Genomic DNA, 26525 nt, shown 5'->3' on the forward strand with positions numbered 1-26525 from the left:
AAATAGCGTCCCCAATCCTGAAATTGAGATTCCCTTTTGAATAAAATACCCAAACTCCTCCTCTTACTCTAGGTGGAACACTGAAAACACATATCCATACATGGATCCCATACTCTGTTTTCTCATTCATTTTATATATAAATATATAAAAATAATTATGAATAAATGATTGGATGAAAGATACCCAGTGGTTGCATTTGCAATATATTTTCCAATGAGTAGAAGCGGGGGGGAATGATAGAGTAAGTTCCCCCATCCACCACAGAAAATTCCGTGGGGGTGCTCACAGGTATGGTATGGACTAATATATTCCTCATTTTGACATGGTTTATTCTCCTATTCCTGTTTTTCATAAGTCCACCCCTCAACCGCTTCCGATTCCTGTTTCTTCACTGTTCATCCCTTCTATTCACCATATGGACTGGGTGGTCCCTACTACTTTTTGAAAAAACAAGCAACCTTACCGCCCCCCTAATGTATACAACCACCGTTATATCCTCCATGGTTGTGGCGGATTTCTTTCTCAATAAAAAAATGGCAATCTTTTTATCTAGGATCAAACTCGAATGGCTCTCCTTGCAGTACCAACAAGGGGCAAAATACGCTGCCCGGTTCAGCGGATTGCACTATACAACCCAATTATTATTCTATATACCCTTGTTACTCTTCTTGGGTTTCATTCTCCTCCCGGTGAATCCCCACGCAGGAGCCTCTACTATAGGGCTACTAGTATCCACTATAGGAATCATACCCCTTGCCATCCTATTCACTACCCCATTGGGATTAGGTTTGTTACTATCACCACCCATCGTGGCGGGCATCTCTTCATTGATCTTACGCCCCGTGTATCGAAAAAAGCATAGAATCGCCTGGCCGATCATGGTATATACATGGACCCGCTATACATTCAGTGTTTCTATAGTACTATTAGCCTTGATATCCGTATATTGGATCAGGTCATAAGGTAAGAAATGGAAATATAGGGAGAAAACGGGGGACTAGTGAGTCAAGATTAGGAATTATAGACAAGGAAAGATCCTCCATGAAACCACAAACATAGGTTCATTCTGGAAAAATGAGGAAAAAATGGACCGTTCTCGAAATTGGGAATGAAGAACTCATTAGCCCTACTACCCTGAAATAGGCTACAATGGGGGGGACGATGATCCAGGTTCCCCCCTACTTTCTCCGAAACGACGAAGGGAGCGTTCTTTCATAATCATGTCCCCAACCGAAACCCTGTCGAATCTCACAACGATCCACGAAAAAGTGAAACAAGGAAAGCGACTCTCCGCAGAGGAAGGATTGCAATTGCTCACCTCCCATGACCTCCTTAGTCTAGGGGGGATGGCTGATCAAGTCCGACGGAGGCTTCATGGTGATTTGGCCTATTTCATTGTCAACACGCATCTCAACTACACCAACGTCTGCGCACTTGGCTGTAAGTTGTGTGCTTTTGGTGTTCCCAGAAATGATGAAACAGCCTACACACTCCCCCTAGAGGAAATCAGAACACAAATTGTCAAAAAGGTAACGCCCGAGATCACCGAATTACATATTGTGGGTGGAGTTAATCCCGCGTTGCCCCTCTCCTACTATGAATCCATGATCCAAATAGCCAGGGAATATCGGCCAGATTTACACATACAAGCTTTTACTGCAGTAGAAATCGATTACCTGGCACGTATCCACCAAGTAGAGATAGGGGAACTCCTAAAACGACTACAGTATGCTGGTTTGGGGTCCATTCTTGGGGGCGGCGCTGAAATATTTGCACCGGAAATTCGAAGAATCATAGCAGGCCATAAAACGGACGCAAAACGTTGGTTTTTTATCCATCGCACGGCCCATAAGTTGGGTATACGCTCTAACGCTTCCATTCTATATGGTCACATTGAGCAACCCAAACACGTGGTGGACCACTTGTTGCAAATTCGGTCCTTACAGGATGAAACGGGGGGCTTTGACGCTTTTTTTGGTTTCGCTTTCCACCCTGATCATACACGCCTAGCGCAGGAGTATCCCTCGATCCCAGAGGCCACCTCGGGTGTCTACGATCTCAAGATCCTGGCCACTGCCCGTCTGTTACTGGATAATGTTCCCCACATTCGGGCCTTTTGGATCATGATTGGGAAAAAATTGGCCCAGATTTCCCTTCATTTTGGCGTGGACGATCTTGATGGAACCGTGGTGGAAGAACAAATCGTACGCGCAGCGGGTGCAAAGGGACAGCAGATGCTCCCCCCCGCTTCCTTCCTACATATGATCCGCGAGGCGGGGCGGACCCCGGTAGAGAGGGACACCATGTATCGCATCCTACGTCGTTATAACAGAGAAACCACTACGGATACCGAACCAACAAAAGGCTAGGAAAAGGAGAAAGGAAGGACCGATTCCCCTATGGAAACCAGTTATGCCACAGAAAACCTGGAAACGATCCGTGAACGCATTCTATCCGGTAATAGACTCAGTTTACAAGATGGTCTTGATCTATATGCCTGTCCAGATCTCATGGCCATTGCCCAGCTAGCTGATCATGTCAACCAAAAACGCAACAATCGTCACGTTTATTTTATTCAAAATCTTTACATCAATCCTACTAATGTCTGTGAAGCCAGCTGCTCCTTCTGTGCCTTCCGCCGCGATGCTGATGCTGAGGGTGCCTACACAATGAACGAGGAAGAGCTGCTCCATTACACAGACTCGCATTATCATGAAGGCATAAAAGAATTTCATATAGTAGGCGGGCACAATACAGAGGTTTCATTTGACTACTATGTCCATACACTGACCACCCTGAAAAAACATTACCCGAAGGTTACCCTGAAGGCATACACAGCGGCAGAAATTGTCTTCTTTTGCAAACAAACGGGATGGCCTACGGAAAAAATCCTAGAAACCCTCATGGCCGCCGGCCTTGAAACCCTACCCGGCGGCGGGGCAGAAATCCTAACAGAACGATATCGGTCTATCACTAGTCCGGACAAGGCAAGTACGGAAGAATGGTTGGATGTCCACCGAACCGCCCACCGTATGGGTATGTATACCCACGCTACCATGCTCTATGGCGGGATTGAAAGCTATGAGGAACGAATTCTGCATATGTTGCGCATACGCAATCTACAGGATGACACCGGGGGCTTTCTGGTTTTCATACCCCTTGCCATGCAACCCCGCCTCAAAACTGCCTCCATTCGCAAACGGACATCAGCTATGGATGATCTCAAAACGATCGCAATCAGCCGCCTAATGCTGGACAACATCCCACATATCAAAGCCTACTTCATCAACATTGGCACACAATTGGCACAACTGGCAACCCATTGTGGTGCTGATGACCTACACGGAACACTGATGGAGGAACGCATCAGTCAAGCCGCTGGATCCATCGCCGAAAAAGCCCTTACCACCCAGGATCTTATATGGTTGATCCGCGGGGCCCAACGTATTCCTGTAGAACGGGACACCTTTTATCGGACCATGACGGTCCACACATAACATAAATGGAAAAAATTTATAATAATATAAAATAATGTGTATCAAGAAGGGTTGGCATCATCTCAGCCAACCCTCTACTATTAAATAAATGTATTTAAATATGAAATACAAAATGCATCTGTCCCGGGGACAAACGTCAGGTCATGCTATATACACATCCTAAATAACAAAAATTACATGAAAAAATATTCAATGATTAGGACCCCCTACCCTGTTACCCATCGAGATCAGGAGATCCCCATCCTACAATCCGGTTGCAAGAAGATTTCCCATTCGGAAGGAAGAGGGAGGGAAAGTTTGGCCATCTGACGGACTGCAATCCTGATAAAAAAGAAAACCAACACATTGCGGCTCAGTTTTTTGATACAGCTGTCGATGAGGGTTGAATCCATCCGACAAAAGATGGGGTCCCTATCATCATCAAAAATAGGGGAAATCTACCCTGAAAACCTTGTTTATAAATTCACACCCACAACGGGATGCTGCCCGGCGATTATATAATACAACGATTGTATGATACAGTGGGACCATAGGATTGATAAATATTCCATACCTCCTTCCTTCTGCACATAATATAATTCAGTGCGATCGTCTCATTATGATCCTCAGGAGATCAAGCTACTACTGCTATCACACAGCGATTCATGGGGTAGGGGATTCTCCCTTTCTTAAAAATTAAAATAATAGGGAGATGGGGTTATCATGACTTCTACTATAAGAAAGTTAGGATTATGGTCCTTAATGCTAAAGGAGTTTCAATTAATTTAGTTTTCATTTTATTATGTATTAAATTAATGAAAATTTTGTATATTTTGTATATTTAATTCTTATAATTCGAAATACACCAACATATAGTACTACCTGGGGTGGCCCAATCGTTTATGATGCTTATCATATTGTGCATCATTATTCTTATCACGCAAATATCTCTTCCAAAACCTCCTCAGTCGACGAATTGTACTTGAGGGGGGTTCCCCTTTTCATTGGGAACAACCCCCCCTAATCCCCTTCACATTGGCTGTACATTGGCTGTAGGCTCCCTGTACCGGGCCAATCTGGAACCCCGATACCAGTAACCCAATTCATCCGAATATCAGAAAGCCCCTCCTATTGAGCTTGGTGTATGTTTTTATCTGCATGGAAATAATTTTATGATATCTACATAAAATTTCTTAAGTTAGTTCCATGTTTTTATAAGGAATATCACCCCTTAATCAAAATAAATGTATTTAATTATGTGCTGTGTTACATATATCCCTACTGGAAGGTTGATACCGTATTGAAAACAACACTGTAGATCACATGGAACCATATGGACAACCATAGGGAATACCTACGTGCTATCCATCCAAGGAGCAGGGAGGCCGCAAGAGTCCACAGAAGAGTAATCCAGTCGTATGGCATGTGCACTAGGGTAAACACGATACTGGAAAGCCAGATCCCTATGCGCGGTTGGAGTATCCCCCGGAATAGTAACTCGTCGCCAATCCCGTTCAATATATCCGGTACTGTTGCCATCATATAAAGGAGGGGAATGAACCCGATCGTATGTTTAGGTTCGCCAGAGTGGACGAAAGATATCATAAATTTTTGAATAGCCACAAAGGCAACCAGAAGTAAACACACAAAGAAAAATGTCCCCCACGCTGGTTTTCTGTTGAGTCCCAGGCGAGTGAGCGCCCCCCTCCAATTGTAGGAGGTGGTGGTACCCCATCCCACGAATAGTAGGGCCATAGCGCCGGATAGGGGGGAGGATAGAGTGGATGTCTCTGATAGTCCCCCTGAGAATCCTATTAAGCTATATCCATCGGAATGGATAGATAGGGTGAATGCATTTTCAATGAGAACTGCTAGTAATACACAGACTATAGCACGGTGAAGGTATTTTTGGGGATTTAATTTAAATTTACACATAATTTCATGCCTGAATGCTGGCCATAAAAGAAACCCTATCGTAAATAGGCATAGGAAGACAAAACCGAGAAAGACAAGCTGCTGGAACATTGAAAGATTGGAGAAAACATATTTCTTTGTCATTCTACCAAGATCATGAATCCTCCATAAATATCCTAAGAGCGCGGGAAGGAATAGAATATCAATGATTCTACCCCAATTCTGAACCCTTTTTCTATGGGGACTACGTTCCAATACCACTGTATGTTGGTGGTAAATGAAATCAAATTTTGCTAAGATCCACAGGAGGCCTACCACCACCATCGTCATCAGGGTTGAGTATAGAAGTTCTTGCATCATCATTTTTATTAGGTTCATAGATATTAAATTCCCCTTTGATACAAAATTGAAACATTGGTCTATAAATGTCAGTGGAGTCGCAGTCTATGGGGAGTACACGGGACAGAATAGTCATTGTGGACGAATGTCAGTTGTAGAGTATATTGATTCCCTATGGACAGTTTCCTACATCGGGAAAACTGTGTACCAAGCTAAGTGCGGGGAAGATAGAGGTAGGGTTAGGTCCTTTGGGACTGTAGGTATAATAGGTTCCAAATCGCTCTAGCGTGACTAACATTGGGAACATAGGTCGTTTTTGGCGGCCAAGAGGGAAAAGTTGGGGCATAGCGTCCTATCAGGTGTCAATGTCGAGAAAATTAGCGCAATCGAATCCTTTGATGACGCATTGAAATGCTTAGTTCATGTCGAAACCGGAGGGTATGGATTCCCATCCCAGGACTAAACTACAGAGGTAGACCTATCTACTCTACTATCTTAGTACATACGATAGTGTATAGGCGAAACGGAACCCTACATAGGCTTTTCTGTGCAACTTGGGACACCTGTCGAAGCCAAAAGGGATATCGAGAGAATTCCTTATTGACTGCATTTTTTGTATCATATATTTATATTAGGATGGGAAGGAATGGATCATGCGAGTGTGTTAAATCTGACTGCGTGGGGGGCGGCTGAAATGCTGGCCCACCTGATGAGATAGTAGGATGATGGTAGTCATTCGAAATAAGGATGATAACCCCCTCCCCATGTCCCTTTTTCTTTTTGAAAGGTCCTAATAGGCCCCTATTCGCTTACCCATAGATTTGTTGTCCTACCCCCGTAAAGTTAATAATTTTCTCAGATGATTGTCCAGTAGTTTGTCGATATCAGGTCTCGGGCCATATTGAGCATGAGCAATCCGTCCTGTTGCGTCAATGAAGATGATTGTTGGTGAACCTATGACTGAGTAGAGAACGTTTGTGTCTTCATCCCCTAGGAGAACGGGGGAGGGCGGGGACAGGGATTGTCCTGTTTTTTCATGGGATTGATCGATAAATTTTTGCACTGTTTGGATGTTCGGCTCGTTTTGAAATTCGTTCACATATAGAAAGTTGATTTGATCCCCATACTGGCTTTGCATTTTCTTGATGGAGGGTAATGTTTCCACACAAGGCCTACAACTAGTGTAGAAAAAGAAGAGAACCACAGGCTTGTTCATGTACCTTGATAGGGTCACTTTATTGCCCTTTTGACCATTTTGCAGAATGGGGAAAGTAAAATCAGGGGCACATTGTCCGCTATGGGGGCCTACTTCCCCATTACAGCGGGGGGAGGCAGATACAAGAGGAGGTGATTTTCTATTAATAAACCATAGGATAATTCCGGATATGACAATAAGTCCTATTATAACTAATGTTACCATTTGTTTACCTACGGGAGAACGGGGTGATGGGGTACTGGTTTTTTTCTCCCCATTGTCTAGAACATTCATAATGTGGCATGCCTCCTGAATTCATAACGGGATTTTGGGATTAGAAATAGAGTATGGATTTGCGGGTTGGAAAACCTGTTCCCGAGAGGGCTTCTCGTTACACTGTTTTCCTTTCTCCATTAGCGGATTTTCTTGAACCGGTATGAATAAAGGCATGATAGGGAAAATAGTCCTCCCTTCCAGGGGAATTTGGGGTGAAAACTTAGGGTGTACGGTTCCTTGTTAGGATAGATGGAATTGTCCTATGGTTGCATTTCAAGTTTGGTGTCGGAGCCTCCGAAGGGGGATCTCTTTTTCGTCCCCCCTACGTCATCTGATCACCTGTCCCTGAATCTATTTTTTTTATAAATTATTACAATATATGATAACAGCTATAGCTTCATTCGGACAAATGCTGTCTACATGGCGGAGTGGGAGTCTACTATGGGATTGACTACACTAAGCCCTGAACCAATGTTTTAGAATTATATGAGGGGACTACTTCAAAATGTTTAATTTACCGATTATCAGAAGAACCCCAAAGAATATCATAGTGGTACCACCTATAATCTGCAATATACGTGTACACCGAACGAGAAACTTCATCCAACTGAGAAAAAAAGCGAACAGTATGAAAGGGGCACCAAAACCGAGGGACAACAAGGTCATGCAGCCGAATGCTTGATCGGGTTGTTGGGTGATGAAGGCGAGAACGGGACTTACCGCGACTATGAGACAAGGCGACAAACCAGAAACAAGCCCTAGCCCGATAAGGAAGGAACTTATATACCCCACGGATTTGTTGGTGGTGATAGTAACGTGGCGTTGCATGCGAAACAACCACGTGGGTTGGAGTACCCCTGCCATGATGAGTCCCATGAGGATCAAAACGAGACCACCTATAACGCGCATTGTGCCCTTTTGGTCGTACCAAAAGGTGCTAAACCAAGAACCGGTGGCACTTATTCCAAATCCAAGGGCATAAAAGACTAGGGAAACACCTGCCACGAAGCAAAGACTGTGTACAATTAGGGTTCGTGAGGTGGCCCAGGTCCTACCCCCCTCTTGTAGAGAGGTTGCGGATATACCCGTTAGATAGGCTATATAGGTGGGATATAGAGGGAGAAAACAACTGGAGAAAAAAAAGAATATACCTGCTAAGAACGACCCCAAAAAGGGTATTGATTCCACAATGTTTTCTACTGCATCCGCAGATAATCCCATAGTGTCCATATCTGTATCCTCCCTCCCATGCAAGATTTTCTGTTGAATAGATGGAAATTCCTGAACCGGACGACCGAAGACGGCGGCTCCCTTTGGGGGTTCTCACAGTGACTTATAGAATGGCCCCAGACGATGATCAAAAACTGGCTTGAACCTACGCCGGAATCGCGATCTCACCCCGATTCGTATGTATGGTGCTGGTGCTGGAATTAAAAGTCAGTTGATTTGGTTTTTTCCGATATTAATTATATTTCAAAATAATATATATTGATTGCTATTAGTTAATGAATTACTTCTGTATAATATGTATGGATAATTTGTAATGTAAATAAAAAATTGAATAGTATGAATGTTTTGGACCGGATATGTGTGAAACGTAACGATTATGGTTGGATTTCTACTATAACCATGGAAACTCGGTTTTTGAACCCATGAGCGCGGAAATGAATGCCCTATTCCGCACACCTTGGCACGCCAAATAGACCGGCCTATAGTTCCGATTATTTTATGAATTTTTTAAATTATTAGATATGCTCATCACGATATGACTTCTCTCCTTCTTATTCTTATAAATTTTACTATATATTCGGAGACTTGAGATGTGTTATACGCTACACACTTTGCGAACATTGTCAACCTAGCTCTTCGTTCACCACGCACCTTAAGTCGGCGAGCTCCGTAAGCATTTTTTAGTGCGGAGCAAACGCCCTCAATGGCCGCACGACTGTTCCCTGCTTCCCTATATTTTGTCTCCTCCAATTGATCTCTTTGCTCCGCCGCCGAGTACGTTCGGTCGGTTAATCTTATGGTTCTTCCCCCTGTTTTGTTGAGTTTGCCAATGCACTGATCCGCAAAGGGGCACTTCTTGCAATCCTCCCCGTTGAAATAAGCCACACTGGTCCCGCTCCCTGGTTTTCTCCCTGGTTTGTACTGGCTGTTCTCGGGTTCCTTGTTTGCCACGCACCGTGTAATTTCCTTTGTTCTTTTGTCTCGCACAAACGTGCTTGCCCTCAATTTATCGGGGTTCTCCCTTCGGCCCGTCATATTGGTGAAGCATAGCGAAATACCCTTTGATTGGGCAAGTTCGCTTATCTCATGGCTGTAGTACCCCCCATCGGCACACAACCGCATTCCATCATGGGGAACCCATGTTTCTATGTACTCCTTCGCAAAGGCCGTATCTGGATGAAGGGAACCTTTCATATCAAAGAAGGAAATTAGGCTTACTCCCTTCTCTCCATCACGATCCTCTACGATTTGTCCGGAATATCCCCAACATTCCTGTTTGTTCTTCTTCCTGTACTGAGCATCAGGATCATAAGGGCTTTGTAGACTACCAGAACGCACCTTGGAGAGCATCCTGAGATTTCCTTGTTCATCCTCCTCAGTTTGTTCCCAGATCACCCTTTCCAGCAATGCATACTCCTTGGTTGATCTGATGTTGTCATAGTGGGAGACCTGTTCCCTTACAGCCAAGCAAACCCCAATTAGCTCTGCAGTCCTATGATCCCTTGCTGTTGCTCCTTTTTTTGGGGGAAGGGGAGGCTGATAGCCCAATGATTGCCGACTATCGATGTCTGTTAGTTTGCACCCCTTCTCCAGAAAAACCCCCCACTCCGCGGGGAGGGGAATCAGGAGTTCAGCCGAGATACAAACCACATTTTTTGCCACCAGATAGATCACGTCATTACGGGTCAATTTCCTTATGTTGCTGTTGATTAGCGTGCTATCCATTCTACGGCAGGTGGATGTCATACCTACTATTGACTTTTGGAAGGTGGTGAAGTGCTGAAAGGAGTCCCGTGTAACATTGCATTTTGTTTTCTCCTCGTATGCCAACAACCGTTTTCTGCCTTCGTATAATGTTCTCCTACCTATAAGGGGCTTTCCTTTTTTGCCCCCCAGAGCTTCAAAAAACCTTCCTTCCCGTGGAATACGTTCGATCAATTCCCTGTCTGTCCACCCAAAGGTTTCTTTAATGGACTCCAGGATTATGGTAAAAAGGATATCCTTGCAGGGTTGACCGATAGTATTATGATAATCGGCATATGTTTCCTTGTACCATGAAGCATGTTTCGCGTAATACTCGCAAAGGGTTGCAAGTTTAATTTCTTCCTTGGTGGAACACCAGCGCCACTTATCCGCGAAGCATTCAATCCATTCCTCTATCCCTTCCAAGTTCGACTGTTCTATGGTACAATACCCTGAGACCATCTGTTATCAACCTCCCTTTATAGTGGGTATAAAGAGGATTGTATAGGAATAACAGATGGTCTTCAAGTTTCTTTGAGGGTATTTTTCAGGTAATACATATAAAGTTGTTTCGAATGTACGTAAGGAAGGTAGGGTCATATCCTATTTTGACTATATGTTCGGAATATTATTATAATATCGGTAACCTAACCATAATTAGGGAACCGAGCTTCTATAGATAGTATGATTTCATAAAAGTTTATGTAGTTATTTTTATGAATCCGCAAAAGCCCACTTTCCATTTTTATTCGAACCTCAGGAAACAATTGTGAACCTTTTTAACGGCACCAGCACCATGTATTGATATCGTAGGGTATTTTGACAACATTCCACATAATTTGATGAGGGATGCTCCCCGGCACGTTACGGATGATAAAGTCATACTACTATGCGGTATTACCACGTTCAAAATAAATAAAAATATTCTAGTTGATGATCGATGTCATTTTTTGCACTCAATCCATAGTGGATGGTCTCCCAATTCATTTTTTAACCGACTACTTTCTAAATTCCTCACTTTCCAGGGGCTGTTTCAAATCATCAATTTTCCCTACCGTAGGGATCGAAACGCTACAAGACTTAGCGAAGGCCTTCCTAAATAAGGGAGGCAGGGTCCACAACTTACCCTCTTCTGCTCCTTTCACCCATCTTCCGATTGCGTGCGTTGGCCGCCACATTATACTGTCTAAAAACCTGGGTAACGCGATGTCTATTTTGTAAATCTGACCCACTACCTCTTGCTTGAATTCCAGTAAGAAATTTTTGCGTCCTACAATGTTGACCCCTTATGAAAGATGTCCATTCAATAACCAGGTACCTGTTCGGGTTTATCAGGGGGCGTGGGGTCAAAAGTACCCCGCAGGGCTCCTAAGTCTTCGGGAACTATCTTATATTTTTAAATATAATATATTTATTTATTAATGTAGTACCCATCACATGTATTTTTTAGTAAATAGTATCCTATGACTGTATGATAACAAGCACGAAAACTGGGATAGGCGTGTCTAAACGATCGGCTGGTACCATCTCATACTTTTGACCCGACCCCAGGGGCTCACTAAACCCCTATCTCCATTATAGAACGGATAGACAACATATAACATGTATTGTATATTAAAATAACATTACACTTTTGTAAGGAAATACACGGAAGTTCCACGCGTCTAGGTGACTATCCTACCGAAAAATAAAGCGTTGGGAGAGGGTGAAACGAGGAATTCCCTTTCTTGCCGAGGATCCACTTTGTTTGCCCTGCGGTGACCTCCAGCGACATACCGTCGGTTCGAAGGGAGACGAGCTTTTTCAACGAGTAGGGATCATAACGGAAGTAGGGATCCGCTAGAACAGATTGGAACTTGGCGTTTCATATTCTAATAATTTTACATCGTACTCCATTGTCCCTTTGATAGCTTTTCCGCCCCAGATATAGGACCCTTTCATAGCCAGCCAACCATATCCAAGCCTTTCCAATGGTGGAATTTCCCCAGTTTTTATCGTGCAGAACGAAACACCCGACAGTTTGGATGGCTTACTCGGGTAAGGATCCTGATTGTTTGTAAATATTGTACCCGCTCTGGGAGATCGTTCTCCATTTTTTTATCACAAATAGGGGCCGGTAAGGCAGTATGAGTATTGTGGCCCATCAATCTATATCCTGCTCGTAATTCCATAAAATTTTTTATTTTCACGGGACAGTATAACAGAAAGATAAACAAAAAGAAAATGGAAATTGATTACCATTTTCAATGAATCAGAACGGTCCAGATACTATAGTGAATAGGTAAAAAAGGGGAGGACAGAGCCAGAAAAACAAAATATATTTTTTATATTTTAATATAATAAATGTATTTTATATAGTAATCCATAGGGAAAGCACCCAGAATGGAGGGAAATCTCCCTCAAAAACCCTGTTCGGAAATTCACACCCCCAACGGAATACTGCCCCCGAGAATCCTCATAATGGGGAAGCGGCAAGTTCCCCATATGAGGAGCGCGTAGCAGTCATCTTAACGATACTGTTCCGTCAGTTTTTTTCTGTGTCCCAGTATTTCTAAAAGTGCTAGTTTATTTTCGTAGGTAAGACGTCCCTCATCATCTTCTACTACATCCCTGAATAAAACAATCTATATCTGCAATGAACTTCCTGTCGCCCAGGGTTTGTTGTAAGAGAAGGTGAAGGGGGTGGGAGGCTCCTTCCTGAACCCCCCAAGCCCCTTATTCTCCCCGTCTTCCCAATAAAGATCGGGTTCCATAGACCCTAATATAATAAGATTGATGAGGAAATGAACCAGCCGACACACCCTCTCCTGTCCTCCTTTACCCATCTATTTACACTACCTAGATATCTGGTCCCTATGTTGTCCATTCTTGACTTACTCAACCGTCTTTTGTTTGAGTTCCAACGGGAATTTTTTTCGAACCGTCTTCATGGTTACCCCCTACAGGAAAATACCTCTACTGTACCGGGATCCATGACACTAGAGGTTCTAATAGATAGTCCCCTCCTCTCCTGTTTCCTCCCGAAACCATCATCCCCCGCTTCTCGGCATCATCCCCGGAACAGAGCGAACCCAGGGGGACAAGTATGCCTCAACGCACCCCTATCCCCTCTATCCCATTGCTAAGGAAAAACGCAGAAAAAAGGGACCCAAAAATACTACTCAGAGACGATGATATAGAAGCAAACTCCTAAAAACGACCACCTTAATATTATCTAAGTCAAGATGTAGGATCAGGGTACCTCTTCTGACCCTACATCCCCTATGGCCCATTTCGAATTATACATGAATATATGAGTAGCATCATAAAATTGTAATTTTAACCTAAAACAAACAAAGAAAAAGACCCCCGGCATGAACCCCCATAGAAAAAGTGGATATCCCCTGATATCCACCACTATTAGGACTCCTCCACACCATTCTCAGATGATGGTTCCTCCTTACTGCTGTCCCCTCCCTCATCATCTCCATTGTCTTTCGCCTTGCCCCCCTCATCCTGATCTTCCATGTTCTCACTATCCTTCTCACTACCCCGCACAATACGAACTGATGTACCTTCAGAAACCCTACCGTACAATTCCTTCGCATCCCTATCCAACATACGTATGCAACCGTTAGAAACCTTAGCACGCTTCGTAACAAGATCCGGACTACTAGTTCCGTGAATAGCTACCCCATTTCCACCTTTTAAGGGCATGAAAACAGCACCAAACGGATTACCTCTTGCGCAACCCTCGTACAAAATCTCCCCTGTGTCCTTGTCCCTAAACGGATGGCACCGCTCTTTATACCATATACTAAACACACCCGCCGGTGTTTTAGTGCTATCCTTTCCTGTAACCACAGGGAATTTCTTCTGCAGCTCCTTTCCTTCATATAATTTCAACATATTTTCCTTAAGATTAACTACTATATGAGTCCCTTTAGGTTGGGGATTGCTTTCTGCGGAAGCAATCGATGAAAATAAAAAGCTACACGACAAGGAAACCAACCATACAAAAAATTTATTCATAAGTTTATTCCCCCCTATTCCATTCTTAGATGGATCCTGAAACCAATCTCAAATTTAATTATATTCCTTCACCCCATGGAATACAACAACTGATATTTTTTCATTTAATAATAACTTAATTTATATTTATTTTATATTTATATATAAACATATAAATATGCATATGTATATAGTAAAATATTATATTAGATAGTAATACAACCATGGGTATAAACAAATATAGGCCGAAAATCCTATCCTCATCTATCCCGTTCCCTATAGGGGGTGGAATGAATCCCTTCCCAAATCAAACCTCCCCCCCTATATACCAGTCGAAAACCGAATAAAAACACCAACAAAAACCGCCCATATCATTCCATTGCCCATTCCCCCACACATCACAATATGAATGAAATCAAAAAACTACTACAAAAGCACCCGTATTCCAAATCATGACAGATCCCTTTTCTTCTACACTCCCATTACGCGAGGGAGAGCATACGATCAATCGCCAATTTAGCCCAATGCTTTGTCACCTCATCCACAATGATGCGGTTCACGGGCTCCTTGGCAAGAATGCAATCCAAGGACCAGAGAAGATGCGGACGATCGATCCGATTCATGGTCAGACAGGGACACATGGTAGTACTCAACAGGCGAATTTTTTTCTCCGGGTATTGTTTCGCCAATCGCTGTACAAGATTAACCTCCGTACCTACGGCCCACCGGGTCCCCGCCGGTGCCGCTGCAATCGTTTTTATAATAGATTCTGTAGATCCAGAATAATCAGCTGCCTGCACCACCTCGAAAGAACACTCCGGATGAACAATGATCTTGCAATCCGGTTCCCGTTTCCTAAAACTCTCCACATGCTCCAAGGTGAACTTCTGATGGACAGAGCAATATCCTTGCCAGAGAATAAGCTGCAACTGCTCCACAGGCACGGTTGCATCGATGATCTTACCCAATCCAGGGGACCAAATCGCCATCCGTTCCAGAGGCACCCCCATAGCGTAAGCCGTATTTCTCCCCAGATGTAGGTCCGGCAAAAAGAGAATTTTTCTTTTCCGTTCCCAGGCCCATGTAAGAACCCTCCTAGCATTGGAAGAGGTGCAAGTCAACCCATGATGTTTGCCAACAAACGCCTTGATGGCCGCACTGGAGTTCACGTACGTAACCGGAAGAATGGTATCCCTCCCACACACCTCCTCCAGAATTCCCCACGCTTCCTCCAGATCCCCTATATCCGCCATATCCGCCATGGAACAACCCGCACGCAGATCCGGTAGAATCACCTGTTGTCCCGGGGCAGCCAAAATATCCGCCGTCTCCGCCATAAAATGTACCCCGCAAAACACAAGAAAACGCGCCGTCCTTTGTCTAGCACCCTTTTTCGATAGTAACAGGGAATCACCACGATGGTCAGCATAAACAATGACATCTTCCCTCTGGTAATGATGCCCAAGAATAACCAAATCTTTCCCTAGGGTAAACTTCGCTCTGCGTATGCCTTCATCCAATCGATCCCCCGCTAGCTGCCGATAAATCTGTGGGAGTGGTTCGACCATAAAATTCCCACGTTCGATAGCCATTCTAATCCTCCCCTAGCCAGTTTCATTCATGTAGGAACATCAAACCCTATATCCAATGCTACCGCGGCCTGTGTTAAACATCCGAGGGAAACCGCTTGAACCCCTGTGGAAGCCATATCACCCACATTATCTAAGGTAATACCCCCGGAAGCCTCCAAAAATGCCCTGTTTTTCACCCTGGACACAGCCGTTCTTACCTCCCCCACAGAAAAATTATCCAATAGAATATAGGACACACCCGCCTCAAGGGCCTCATCTAGCTGCGACAACGTCTCCACTTCCACAATCACGGGCAGAAAAGGACCCGCAAGCCGTTGAATCTTTTGCAAAGCTTCCCTCAAATCAGAAATAAAGGGCCAGTGATTATCCTTGACTATGGCTGCATGACCTAAATCAAAACGGTGATTATACCCACCCCCTATACGAACAGCATAACGCTCTAGTGCACGCATCCCCGGCATCGTTTTTCGGGTATCCAAAACTTTACAATCCCAGGCAGCCACCTTCTCCACCACCTGACGTGTTTTAGTAGCAACACCTGATAAACGCTGTACGAGATTGAGTATCACCCGTTCCCCGGTAAGGATTGCACGTGCCCTTCCCTCCACAGTCAATAACTTCATCCCCGATACCACCTGTTCCCCCTCAGAAACATGATGATGACAGATTATGGAGGGATCCAACCGTTGCAAAATACGCAGGGCCAACAACAAACCTGCTACAACACCCTCTTCCCGTGATACCATGTGAACAACAAAACGTGCCTCCTCGGGAACCAGGGACTCTGTCGTGAAGTCCCTGATACCTACATCCTCCTGTAAGGCCCTCTGAACAAAAACTTCCTCATCCCTGTTGAGCATAACACACCACCCTATAATGTCGTGTGGACCATTGTGGTAACGTTTGGGAATAGTCAACCCGATAATGACCACCCCGACTCTCCTCCCGCCAGAGGGCTGCGCGTACGATCGCCTGGGCCGCAATCCATAAATTGCGACAAACAAAACAACCTGAGGGAAGGGAATCTCCCCATAACTGCAGTTGTTGATGGGCCAATTGTAGTCCCTCCGAAGTGCGCATAATCCCCACATGATCCCACATAAGAGTCTGCAACCGATCCTTGAAGACAGCCACGACCTGGGACTCCGAAAGAGGGGGAACCCCACGGGTAGGAGGCACACCCCCATGATCCACCACTGTGGTTCCCTGGAGTCGCTTAGCTACCCGCTGTGCAAAAACAACGCCTTCCAGCAAAGAATTGCTAGCCAGACGATTGGCACCATGTGCTCCCGTGCAAGCTACCTCTCCACATGCATAGAGATTAGGGAGGGGGGTCGCCCCCCCCAAGTCCACCTCAACCCCTCCCATAATGAAATGCGCCGCCGGTGTAATCGGGAGCATCTCTGTAGCAGGATCGATCCCCCTTTGCCGACAAGCCCGATCGATATGAGGGAAGCGCTGCGTAAAATCTGCCCTCAAACAACGGGCGTCAAGGAAAATACGCCGCCCTTGGGATTGTGCAAGATGAATGGCACGAGCCACAACATCTCTCGGTGCAAGATCCCCCCTACTATGCAGATGGGCCAAAAGCGGTTCCCCTGTTTCATCGACGATTTGAGCCCCTTCCCCACGCACGGCCTCTGAAATGAGAGGCATAGGATTCTGTCGTATATCCAAGGCTGTTGGATGAAATTGCACAAATTCCATATCCAAAAGGGGTACCCCTGCACGGTAGGCAAGTGCAAATCCATCCCCTGTTGAAACCGGATCATTGGTGGTGCGTCCGTACACCTGGCCACAACCACCGGTTGCCAACACCACGCCCAAACGGGCCCGATAGAGTACGAGCCGACGATCCCGAGTTATAGCCCAAACACCCTGACATCTACCCTTACTCACCCACAGATCAAAAGCAAAAACATGCGTGTGCAAAAAAAAATTCTCCCGCCCCACCACACGTCGTAATAGGGTTTGGGTCATAGCTGCCCCCGTTGCGTCCCCAAACGCATGTAGGATACGCGCCACACTATGGGACCCCTCCATACCGAGCAACCACCCCTTGTCGTTCCGATCAAAGGGTACCCCTGCACGGGAAAGTCGCCGAATCGCATCCGATGCCGAATTCACTAGCACATCAACGGAACAGGGATTACACATTTGCACACCCGTTCGCAAGGTATCTTCTTTATGCAGAGTGGGCGAATCTCCCACACCCACCGCGGCCGCTATTCCCCCCTGTGCACGGTAGGAATTACTCTGCTGTACATGTGCCTTTGTCAAAACCGTCACGTGAATCCTAGCATCCATATCCAATGCCACTGCCAATCCAGCAACCCCACTGCCTATAATGAGAACATCAGTCCCATAACATTGCATCGGCAGGCATTAACTCCCTTCTCTAACTCTATTCATTGTGGCAGGAAAAAATAGATGATGTCAACCGTATGCCATACCTGGATTCCCTAAGGCTAGTTTCACATTTTTCTACATTCCTCAACGCTAATCCCCCGCTCAGAAAAACTCTCCATTGATTTCATGGGGAAAGAGACAAAGTATAGAAATGAACATAAGGAGGAATACCATTTGGAAAGTATCTATTTGGATTATGCTTCAACCGGGCCTCTACACAAAGAAGCCCTATTGGCCATGCTACCGTTTTGGCAAAAGGAATTTGGCAATTCTAGCAGTTTACACGATATTGGCCAACGCACAGCCGATGTACATCGATACTCCCGCCAACAAGTTGCTGAAGCTATCGGGGCCACCACACCACGTTGCGTCCTTTTCACCTCCGGAGGAACGGAGGCAAACAATATAGCTATTCTTGGCACCATGCGTAGAGAACCCCGCGGCAGCCACATGATCACTTCCACCATTGAACATCCCTCTGTTTTAGAAGCTGTACGGGCACTGGAGAAGGAAGGCTATGAGGCAACCTACATCGGTGTCAATTCGGAGGGATTCCTAACTGTTGATGAGGTAAAAAATGCCATCCGACCCTCTACCCGATTGGTAAGCATTATGGCCGCTAACAATGAAACGGGGACCTTACAACCCATTGCGGGGCTGGCGAATCTCCTCCGCCCACACGATATCCTATTACATACGGACACCGTCCAGTATTTCGGAAAATTGCCGATCAATGTGGAGGAGTTAGGGGTGGATATGGCCTCCCTGAGTGCCCATAAAATCTATGGTCCCAAGGGAATCGGTGCTCTCTACGTACGCAATGGTGTACGCCTCACACCCATACTACACGGTGGTGGGCAGGAACGAGGACTACGCCCAGGAACGCCACCTACACCCCTGATCGTTGGTTTTGGTGCTGCCTCCGCCTGGGTGAGCCAATCCGTAAAGGGGGAAGCTGACAGACTCCAAACACTACGGAATCAACTCTGGGAGGGAATGCAATCCTGGGATGGGGTGATCCGGAATGGACATCCGGAGAACGTACTTCCAAACCTTCTCAATGTGAGCTTTACCAATATCGAGGGCCAAGCTATCATGCTAGAACTCAACCGCCAACAAATCTATGTATCTAGCAGCTCGGCCTGCGCTGCCGGAAAACATGCCCCTTCCCATGTACTGATGGCTATGGGAAGAACCGAGGAGGAAGCTTACCAGAGTGTACGTTTCAGTTTGGGAAAGGATACGGAGACTCCAACCATTCAAACTGTACTCCATCGTTTGCAACATGCAGTAAATTACTTACGCCAACAGTACCCCTGAAAGACATACCCCACTATCAGGGAACCCATATAGTGGAGAACAGAAATGGATGACAACGGGGACCGGTCTCAACACCCCTGTGTGATCCGGCCCCTCTCACTCCACATAAACAAATCAACGGTGCACAGCGTGTGTCCCATATCTATTAGGCCCCCCGTCATCATAGGTCCAGGTGGGTATAAATGGGAGCAGTCTAGGAAAAGGCGGGGTAGTACCCCTGTCAGGTGGAAATCAGGGAGATCAGCGAGAGCGAACCCTAGGAGGTAAGCATCGAAGGGCTCAGTCGATGTCGAAACAAGAGTATTCGGATCCTATCCTTGGAACAAAGCCATGAAGGGCGAACCACCTACTAGTCCTGGCGGCATCCGGCACACAGATGGAATAAACCTGATTTAGGGGTGGTCCTCATAGGGAACCACAGAATACTGTCGCACGGACACCTGGCCTTAGCCAGGTGTAAAAAATCTAAGACCACACCGAAACCCCCATAAACAGAGTCGGATCAACTCATAGTAGTGAAGAAACCCTTGCAATGGGGGGGGAGCGGAGGAATTGAATGGTCCGCCTGGACCAGCCAATGTACAATCCGGAGCAAGGAGATGATCGTGGGGTAGACCCGATGGGTCTACCTGAAGAAGCACAATCTGAGATAAGGGGATGATCGGAAAGTTGGACTAGGCAACATCAGATCGAAACCCGAATAGAATATAGCAAAGGAAGGTACAAAGAATGTGACACCAGACCGGGGTTCTGAGTGGGCAAAATCCTATGGGGCCATAAGAGCCACATAATGCGAGAGTAGTACGTGTGATTCTGTGAAAGGATTGACTAAGACGCCAGCCCTACTCGACAGTAATTTAAATGCATTTTTTCTATATTTTTTTAATTATTGTAATGATTTCTCCTTTCACTACTAAAGATTTAAAGTAATTTTGCATAAATTTTAGTAATGAAGGGAGAAATTAATATGGGAAACGAAATAAATACAATCAATGTGATTATATGTTGATAGCCCCCAAAATACATCTTTTATAAAAAAATCATGTTCAATATATTTTAAATGGACATTATGGAAAATAAAAAATGACATATTTTGGAAGGGTATGGGTCCGAAAGATATATAGAATAGTTCCTAAAAAAAGAAAATTATTAGATCTTTAATAAAATATAACTATTTATTAGTAAAAATAAATACCAAATGAAGTTACTAGTAAATGTCATTTTATAATTATACAATAACAGAAAAAACAGAGACCGGGATAAGTATGCCTATATGAACGACCAAGTGCTATCCATACTTTTGACTTGACATCCAAACAATAACCGTAATCACCACCATCGTTTATGCTAACACCGATTATGTAAAATTTAATAAATTTAAAATAATAAGGATAATCTACGCAATGAAAAAGAAAGAAGAATCGTAACCTTATCAATATTAGGTCTACTGGGGATTGTTTCCACAGGATCCCCAGTTTCTCTTTGTTCTATTTCCTCTGTTTTGTAGTCATTGGGTATTGTGTTACAATGTTGAGAAGCCATCTGTTCTCTTGTCTTCTTATATTTTTTTGTCTATGATAAGGAAGATTATACAATAAGGACAGATTGATTTTCCATTATCTATTACCATGTTTTTTAATCAACAAGATATAATTACCATGGGTTAATATATAATAATATAAATAAACTGTTTATTATGAAATATAGTGCTGATCTATTTCCTGGGAATGCATTGAATGAAAGAGAAAGTACTATCAAATAACCCTACTATATTTATTAAATTTTATTATAGGTCGGGGAGGGAACCAAATTTTGGAAAACAGTGTTCTGGGCGGTACTTGTCGAATCGTTCCTTTTTGCGGTAGCATCAGACCCGAAAATGATTATATAGAAACGGACTTCTAAGAATGATATCTTAATATTATCTAAAGCTAGGGTGTAGGGTCGGGGGACTTATGACCCTACACCCTACCGAGCCCACCAAATATATTCCTCACAAGCTCAGCAATTTTTGAATTACCACCTAGGATATCTATGGAGTTCTTCACGGTGTCACTTATAGACTGCCCTAAGCTACCAATAGAACCCATAGGATCTGTTTTCCCAATGCCCATAGATGAATTTACAATTCCCGTAATGGACTCAGAAAGACCCCCAGCATGGGTAGTTGTGGGCACTACAGAAAAACAAAATATACCAACGAGAAACATGTGGGTAAAGAAACGACGATATGATAGAATCATCTTCATTCTCATAATTCAACCTCCCTACTCATAAAATAATAAAAAATAAACTAATATAAAAAAATAAATACAGTGTAATTATATCATTAATAAATTTTTATTTCAATGGCAAGTGACCGGCAGCATCCCGTTGGGGGGTGTGAATTTCGACTCTTGGCCAAACTTCGGACCTGAAATATCCTTAGGTGGTTTTTTCCTAATTCTGGATTGTAAGGATGAGTTAGGTGGGGCCCCAGGTTTCCCGAATCCTCACAGGAACACCTGATTCCCGGAAATGGACGGTTGACAATGGACTCTAGGATATAACTCATTTTATCTGATTTTGTGGTTCCCAATTTTTCTATTTTCACGATTTTCACTTCGTCCGAAAAAGGGGGGACCCCGGGAAATTTAGTTCTGTTTTCATATCAACAACCCCTTATTACCTGATAGGGGGTGATTCGCCTATCCCCACTCCCGAGATCGAACCCCCAGGTCCGATATGCGGCCAAGATCCAATTCTTTACGTTGGATACGGTCCACCTGAAACGTTGGACACCTGGAACCAGATTTTCAAAAATCTCCGCTCGCGGGGTTTATCATCGGTTCCTTTGATCGTTACCGACGCTCACCCTGGCCTCGAAACGGCTGTTCGTGTCCATTACCCCGCATCGGATTGGCAACGATGTATTGCCCATTTCTTTAAAAACCTGCGGGATGCCGCTGAGGAGGACTCTTTTCCCCCAGAGATACTCTTTGATAGGATGCGCAAAGAGGTTCTGGAATCCCCGGATTGTGAAACGGCCTATGCAGTTGGCATGAGGATATGCGAGGATTATAAAGACGTGGCCCCGAAAACGGTAAAAGCATTGCGAAAGAGCCTGCGAGATATCCCATCCACCTCGGACACGACCTTACCCATCAGAAGTCGAATCGGAGTACCAACATCCTGGAGAATTTAAACGGGAATTTAAAACGCATTACGAACAAAGCTCGCTGCTATCCTGATGACAGGGCTGCTTATCGGATATCCACCCTCTTCTGTCTCCGTGATCACCAAAAACGGCAGGAAACAACGGACCAGAGGATAGCATGAATCATAGGGATTGGGAAGAAAGCAGAAATAGTATGGAATCATGTGTTTTTTTGCGATTTAGATCGAAAATTTGGTAAAGTAAGAATCGTCTTTTTTTCCAATCCCTATAGGATTCATAATAAAAATGGACGAGAGGGGACCAGAGGACAGGAATGAATTTTCTATCTATACAAATTAATAAGATAATTATGCTTAAAAAGTACAGGAAAAGGTCATCCAAGGAGACAAAAAAGTGGGACTGAAAATCACCCCGAAAAATGCACACACCCGTTCGGATGCTGCCATCGACAAAGCCATGGGGGAAATGAATAGAATAGCATCATCCCCATGGGAACAGTCGGAAATCCCCTTCTCCCCCTGATCTCAATACTACTCAAAAATAATGGTATCTAATATATAATAATTTTATGTAACAATTTTTATAAAATAATAATATATTATAAAATATATATTGTATAATTTATTTATGATTTAAATTCAAAAATTATATAATATATATTTTATAATATGAAATTTAGATAAAAATGCGTATTTAAAAGTATATTTTAAAAAATAAAAATAAATAGGGGATGTTATCTATGTCCTTTTCACAAGATAGTCATCATGCTCCTTCCAGTTGCGGCAACATATGCGGGGGAAGCAGGGTCTTGTGTGCAACAGGACCAACAGGACCAACAGGACCAGCAGGACCAATAGGACCAACAGGACCAACAGGACCAGGCCCGGGACCAACAGGATCCATTTCCCCAACCCAAAATTATCTACAAGCCAGTTTTAGTGGCATACCAGGAGGTTTCGTTATTTCTTCTATTGATGCCATCGGAGGATCATCGATTACCCTATCACCCCCTACACTCTTTATTAACCTAGCAGCAGGAAGAGCCTATGAGGTCACCCTAGTAGGACGAGGCCCTATCGACTCTAGTATAAGTATAACATTGAATGATGTTATACTACGAACTGTAACCGGATTGGCGGAACCCTTTGAAAACCTTATCAATACTCTCATCTTCAATACACCCCCAGCCCCACCTTTTAGCACTCTTTCCTTCATACTCGACCCACCCGTAGGACCCCCAGTCATAAATCCCGTCCCCATCAGCATTTCCATTATACAGATATCCTAACTAAAACTAATGATCCCCGATCAGAATAAATACCATAAAACTGATCCATTTCATTCCTTTCCATCCCTACGAGGACGATGGGATCATAAAAAAACGACAATAATGACCTCCCCTGACGACGTTTTTTTATGAAACCCTTTTTATGAAACCCATTGAACGCACAAAATATCCTACCATAGGTTTCCAACATTAAGACCTGCCCCCAGGGACAGGTCTTCTATTTATTTAACATATAAAGATAGAATTGTACTCTATTGTCTTTGATCCATTTATACTACTAACTCTAGGTTCTATTGATGATACTGAAATTACCCCGGTACTCCCTAGAAAATTTACACACGAACTCAGAAATACCTTCATGATACTATTTCGATAACCCCCATTCCTGGGATCAAAAAATAAAGTGGTCTACACGATTTACGAAGTAGGGATCCGCTCCGGCTCTTCAATAATCCCACCGCCTAGACATACCACGCCATCGTAGAGAACCAGGGCCTGTCCCGCTGTGACAGCCCATTGCGGTTCTACAAAAGTCACCAAAATAGAGGAAGAATCTACCACCTCTACCCTACAGGCAGCATCCCGCTGTCGATAACGACATTTTGCCGTACCCATCCATTCCCCCCGTGGAGACTCCGTGAGAAGCCAATTCATGGATCCCACCCGAACACACCGTTGAAAAAGTGCGGGATGATCCCTCCCTTCTACTACATAGAGGAGATTACGTTGTACATCCTTGCGAGCTACGTACCAAGGACCCGTTCTTCCCACCTGACCTCCAATCCGTAACCCACGCCGCTGACCAAGGGTAGCAAATACGGCCCCCTCGTGCGTTCCCAAAACAGCTCCCGTATCCAAACAACGGATATCCCCTGGTTTCCTGGGTAGATAATTTTGTAAGAACTCTACAAAAGGTCTCTTGCCAACGAAACAAATCCCCACACTATCCTTCTTTTCGGCATTTACAAAGCCCGCCTCGCGGGCCAAATGACGCACCTCACTCTTTTCCAGTTCCCCGACGGGAAAAATCGTATCCCGAAGTGACTCCCTCGTCGACATAGCGAGAAAATATGTCTGATCCTTATCCTGGTCTATACCCCTGGCCAAACAACGTCCATATCTTGGATCCTCCACCCAACGGGCATAATGCCCAGTAGCAATCTGTGTTGCCCCCAATGCCCTAGCCTGATCACGGAAAACACCAAACTTGATCACCTTATTACAAAACAAATCAGGATTAGGGGTCCAACCTCGCTGTAAATCCTCTAGAAAGGAGGAAAAAACCCCTTCCCGATAATCCTTCGCGAGATTAATTGCATAGCATGGAATTTTTAGAACATCGCAAATCCTTTCTACATCCCGATAATCCACCGCGGCCTCACAATATCCTGACTCATCTTCCCAATTCTTCATAAACAAACCAATGACCTCATATCCCTGCCTCTGCAAGAGGATCGCAGAAACAGAGGAATCTACACCCCCAGACATGCCCACCACAATCCGCGGAAAATTCATACACTCCCCCCTTTATAAAACCACACACCCATTCCCCCCAGCTAATAGAGAAAATACCCATCCGAGGTCTGTAATCCCCCCCCGCTGCGTACCCTCTTGATATTCGATACTCATCCGATCAGGAGGAAACAGATGCGCAAACATCGCATCTGGTCACACCTAAGGCGTTGGTGGGCCCGGCAAAATAACCACTCTATAGGGAGAATACGGGGATTACGGAAAAGGTATCACCCTCTGAGAAACCACCACAAAACCAACAAGGGAGGAAAAAAACATCGCGGTAGATTTATGATTCCTATAGTCCTCCTATTAGTTCTACCCTCCTGCGCCTATGGGATTTGGAAAATGGAGGGGAACTTGCGACCAATGCTACTACTTATTGCTCAATCAAAGGTAAAAAAAATCGCCCAGCAAGCCATGCTGGAAGGCGTACGAGAAATCCAGGCCCATCTAGGAAATGAACTCAACGGAGTCATGCAAATTGAAAAAGAGCAAAAGGGTAGAATTTCTTTTGTGCAAGTGAATGCCAAATTGCAGGCCTCTATCTATGAACATATGGTAGAACGTGTGCAGCAAAAACTGGGGCGGCTACGGGAACAGATAATCGAGATAAAAATTGGCCAAATCCTACAAAGCCAATTGCTCTCCGATATAGGTCCTAGCATCTCCGTACAAATGTGGCCCAAAGGTGCTAGCAAGGTATCTATCATACCCCATATGGAATCACAGGGCATCAATATGGTTATGGTCACATTGCAAGTTCGCGTCTATACAGAAATGGGGGTCATAGTACCATTCACAGAAGAACACTTCCCCGTTTCGTTTTCTTATCCCCTCGCTCAAGCACTTGTTGTAGGGGATGTCCCTGAGACCTATTATACCTGGAATCAACCCAATCACACCCAAGGGGGACAAAAGGAAACAAGGCCCTTCCCCCCACGCTTACCAATGCAAAAAAATTCACCCCATCACCATATTCCTTCGACAAGCGAGCCAGGAACCCCCGGGGAGGAATTATCAGTAGACCATGGGGAATGAGGATCCTCCACCATTTTTAATGGTTCTCACCCCCATAGATCC

Annotated in this window: 17 protein-coding genes and 2 pseudogenes; 6 read left to right on the top strand and 13 right to left on the bottom strand. The window is 44.5% G+C overall.

The features are described from left to right. Positions 1-647: 647 nt before the first annotated feature. Positions 648-881: a hypothetical protein gene (locus PPRES148_RS06605; protein WP_149453770.1), complete on the bottom strand. Its 234-nt coding sequence runs from the start codon at positions 879-881 to the stop codon at positions 648-650. Between the two features lie 340 nt (positions 882-1221). Here PPRES148_RS06605 and mqnE (PPRES148_RS06610) point away from each other — a divergent pair, with 340 nt between their 5' ends. Then, positions 1222-2370, top strand: a complete 1149-nt coding sequence (gene mqnE, locus PPRES148_RS06610) for an aminofutalosine synthase MqnE (protein WP_149453771.1) — start codon at positions 1222-1224, stop codon at positions 2368-2370. A gap of 30 nt (positions 2371-2400) precedes the next feature. Next, positions 2401-3498 carry an aminofutalosine synthase MqnE gene (gene mqnE / locus PPRES148_RS06615; protein WP_149453772.1) on the top strand — a complete coding sequence of 366 codons (1098 nt, stop codon included), beginning with the start codon at positions 2401-2403 and terminating at the stop codon, positions 3496-3498. Between the two features lie 1257 nt (positions 3499-4755). Here mqnE (PPRES148_RS06615) and PPRES148_RS06620 read toward each other — a convergent pair. From PPRES148_RS06620 to nadB, 9 genes and pseudogenes are all read right to left on the bottom strand, one after another. After that, positions 4756-5769 carry a CPBP family intramembrane glutamic endopeptidase gene (locus PPRES148_RS06620; protein ID WP_149453773.1) on the bottom strand — a complete coding sequence of 338 codons (1014 nt, stop codon included), beginning with the start codon at positions 5767-5769 and terminating at the stop codon, positions 4756-4758. A 790-nt stretch (positions 5770-6559) separates the two neighbouring features. Then, a complete protein-coding gene (locus tag PPRES148_RS06625) occupies positions 6560-7219 on the bottom strand; it encodes a peroxiredoxin family protein (protein WP_149453774.1) in 660 nt (219 codons plus the stop codon). Between the two features lie 477 nt (positions 7220-7696). Then, a complete protein-coding gene (locus tag PPRES148_RS06630) occupies positions 7697-8431 on the bottom strand; it encodes a cytochrome c biogenesis CcdA family protein (RefSeq protein ID WP_149453775.1) in 735 nt (244 codons plus the stop codon). Between the two features lie 528 nt (positions 8432-8959). Continuing rightward, the gene (locus PPRES148_RS06635) at positions 8960-10636 is read right to left on the bottom strand and encodes a transposase (RefSeq protein WP_149453487.1); all 1677 of its coding nucleotides are present in this window, start codon (positions 10634-10636) and stop codon (positions 8960-8962) included. Positions 10637-11854: 1218 nt separating this feature from the next. Next, positions 11855-12318, bottom strand: a pseudogene (locus PPRES148_RS13320) (IS256 family transposase); the annotation flags it as partial. A gap of 1255 nt (positions 12319-13573) precedes the next feature. Then, entirely contained in the window at positions 13574-14185 is a 612-nt protein-coding gene (locus tag PPRES148_RS06640; RefSeq protein ID WP_149453776.1) for a L,D-transpeptidase, read from the bottom strand. Positions 14186-14646: 461 nt separating this feature from the next. Then, entirely contained in the window at positions 14647-15756 is a 1110-nt protein-coding gene (gene nadA, locus PPRES148_RS06645; protein WP_149453777.1) for a quinolinate synthase NadA, read from the bottom strand. A 26-nt stretch (positions 15757-15782) separates the two neighbouring features. Continuing rightward, the gene (nadC, locus tag PPRES148_RS06650; protein WP_149453778.1) at positions 15783-16688 is read right to left on the bottom strand and encodes a carboxylating nicotinate-nucleotide diphosphorylase; all 906 of its coding nucleotides are present in this window, start codon (positions 16686-16688) and stop codon (positions 15783-15785) included. Beyond that, complete coding sequence (gene nadB / locus PPRES148_RS06655; protein ID WP_149453779.1) at positions 16600-18132, bottom strand: L-aspartate oxidase; 1533 nt, start codon at positions 18130-18132, stop codon at positions 16600-16602. Before nadB ends, nadC begins: the two co-directional genes overlap by 89 nt. Before the next feature lie 207 nt (positions 18133-18339). Between nadB and PPRES148_RS06660 the strand changes: the two genes are divergently transcribed. After that, positions 18340-19485, top strand: coding sequence for a cysteine desulfurase family protein (locus PPRES148_RS06660; RefSeq protein WP_149453780.1), 1146 nt, complete (start codon positions 18340-18342; stop codon positions 19483-19485). A gap of 1377 nt (positions 19486-20862) precedes the next feature. On the opposite strand, the gene PPRES148_RS11545 is transcribed toward PPRES148_RS06660, so the two are convergent. Both PPRES148_RS11545 and PPRES148_RS06665 read right to left on the bottom strand, forming a co-directional pair. Beyond that, positions 20863-21027, bottom strand: a complete 165-nt coding sequence (locus tag PPRES148_RS11545) for a hypothetical protein (protein ID WP_187820763.1) — start codon at positions 21025-21027, stop codon at positions 20863-20865. Between the two features lie 419 nt (positions 21028-21446). Next, positions 21447-21740, bottom strand: a complete 294-nt coding sequence (locus tag PPRES148_RS06665; RefSeq protein WP_149453781.1) for a hypothetical protein — start codon at positions 21738-21740, stop codon at positions 21447-21449. Positions 21741-22225: 485 nt separating this feature from the next. Here PPRES148_RS06665 and PPRES148_RS06670 point away from each other — a divergent pair. Beyond that, a pseudogene (locus tag PPRES148_RS06670) lies at positions 22226-22803 on the top strand (transposase); the annotation flags it as partial. Between the two features lie 578 nt (positions 22804-23381). Beyond that, positions 23382-23930 (top strand): hypothetical protein, encoded by a 549-nt coding sequence (locus tag PPRES148_RS11550; protein WP_187820764.1) that lies wholly within the window; start codon positions 23382-23384, stop codon positions 23928-23930. A 417-nt stretch (positions 23931-24347) separates the two neighbouring features. Here PPRES148_RS11550 and mnmA read toward each other — a convergent pair whose 3' ends face one another. Then, positions 24348-25445, bottom strand: coding sequence for a tRNA 2-thiouridine(34) synthase MnmA (gene mnmA, locus PPRES148_RS06685; protein WP_149453783.1), 1098 nt, complete (start codon positions 25443-25445; stop codon positions 24348-24350). Positions 25446-25733: 288 nt separating this feature from the next. On the opposite strand from mnmA, the gene yunB reads away from it, so the two are divergent. Continuing rightward, on the top strand, positions 25734-26483 hold the full coding sequence (yunB, locus tag PPRES148_RS06690) for a sporulation protein YunB (protein WP_187820765.1): 750 nt from the start codon (positions 25734-25736) through the stop codon (positions 26481-26483). Positions 26484-26525 lie beyond the last annotated feature (42 nt).

Source organism: Pasteuria penetrans (assembly GCF_900538055.1).
Classification (GTDB): domain Bacteria; phylum Bacillota; class Bacilli; order Thermoactinomycetales; family Thermoactinomycetaceae; genus Pasteuria; species Pasteuria penetrans.

Bases quoted from the DNA above. Each gene is read 5' to 3' on its own strand.
- PPRES148_RS06605 (WP_149453770.1), bottom strand. From the start codon at position 881: ATGATCGGCCAGGCGATTCTATGCTTTTTTCGATACACGGGGCGTAAG.
- mqnE (WP_149453771.1), top strand. From the start codon at position 1,222: ATGTCCCCAACCGAAACCCTGTCGAATCTCACAACGATCCACGAAAAA.
- mqnE (WP_149453772.1), top strand. From the start codon at position 2,401: ATGGAAACCAGTTATGCCACAGAAAACCTGGAAACGATCCGTGAACGC.
- PPRES148_RS06620 (WP_149453773.1), bottom strand. From the start codon at position 5,769: ATGAACCTAATAAAAATGATGATGCAAGAACTTCTATACTCAACCCTG.
- PPRES148_RS06625 (WP_149453774.1), bottom strand. From the start codon at position 7,219: ATGAATGTTCTAGACAATGGGGAGAAAAAAACCAGTACCCCATCACCC.
- PPRES148_RS06630 (WP_149453775.1), bottom strand. From the start codon at position 8,431: ATGGACACTATGGGATTATCTGCGGATGCAGTAGAAAACATTGTGGAA.
- PPRES148_RS06635 (WP_149453487.1), bottom strand. From the start codon at position 10,636: ATGGTCTCAGGGTATTGTACCATAGAACAGTCGAACTTGGAAGGGATA.
- PPRES148_RS06640 (WP_149453776.1), bottom strand. From the start codon at position 14,185: ATGAATAAATTTTTTGTATGGTTGGTTTCCTTGTCGTGTAGCTTTTTA.
- nadA (WP_149453777.1), bottom strand. From the start codon at position 15,756: ATGGCTATCGAACGTGGGAATTTTATGGTCGAACCACTCCCACAGATT.
- nadB (WP_149453779.1), bottom strand. From the start codon at position 18,132: ATGCAATGTTATGGGACTGATGTTCTCATTATAGGCAGTGGGGTTGCT.
- PPRES148_RS11545 (WP_187820763.1), bottom strand. From the start codon at position 21,027: ATGGCTTCTCAACATTGTAACACAATACCCAATGACTACAAAACAGAG.
- PPRES148_RS06665 (WP_149453781.1), bottom strand. From the start codon at position 21,740: ATGAGAATGAAGATGATTCTATCATATCGTCGTTTCTTTACCCACATG.
- PPRES148_RS11550 (WP_187820764.1), top strand. From the start codon at position 23,382: ATGTCCTTTTCACAAGATAGTCATCATGCTCCTTCCAGTTGCGGCAAC.
- mnmA (WP_149453783.1), bottom strand. From the start codon at position 25,445: ATGAATTTTCCGCGGATTGTGGTGGGCATGTCTGGGGGTGTAGATTCC.
- yunB (WP_187820765.1), top strand. From the start codon at position 25,734: ATGATTCCTATAGTCCTCCTATTAGTTCTACCCTCCTGCGCCTATGGG.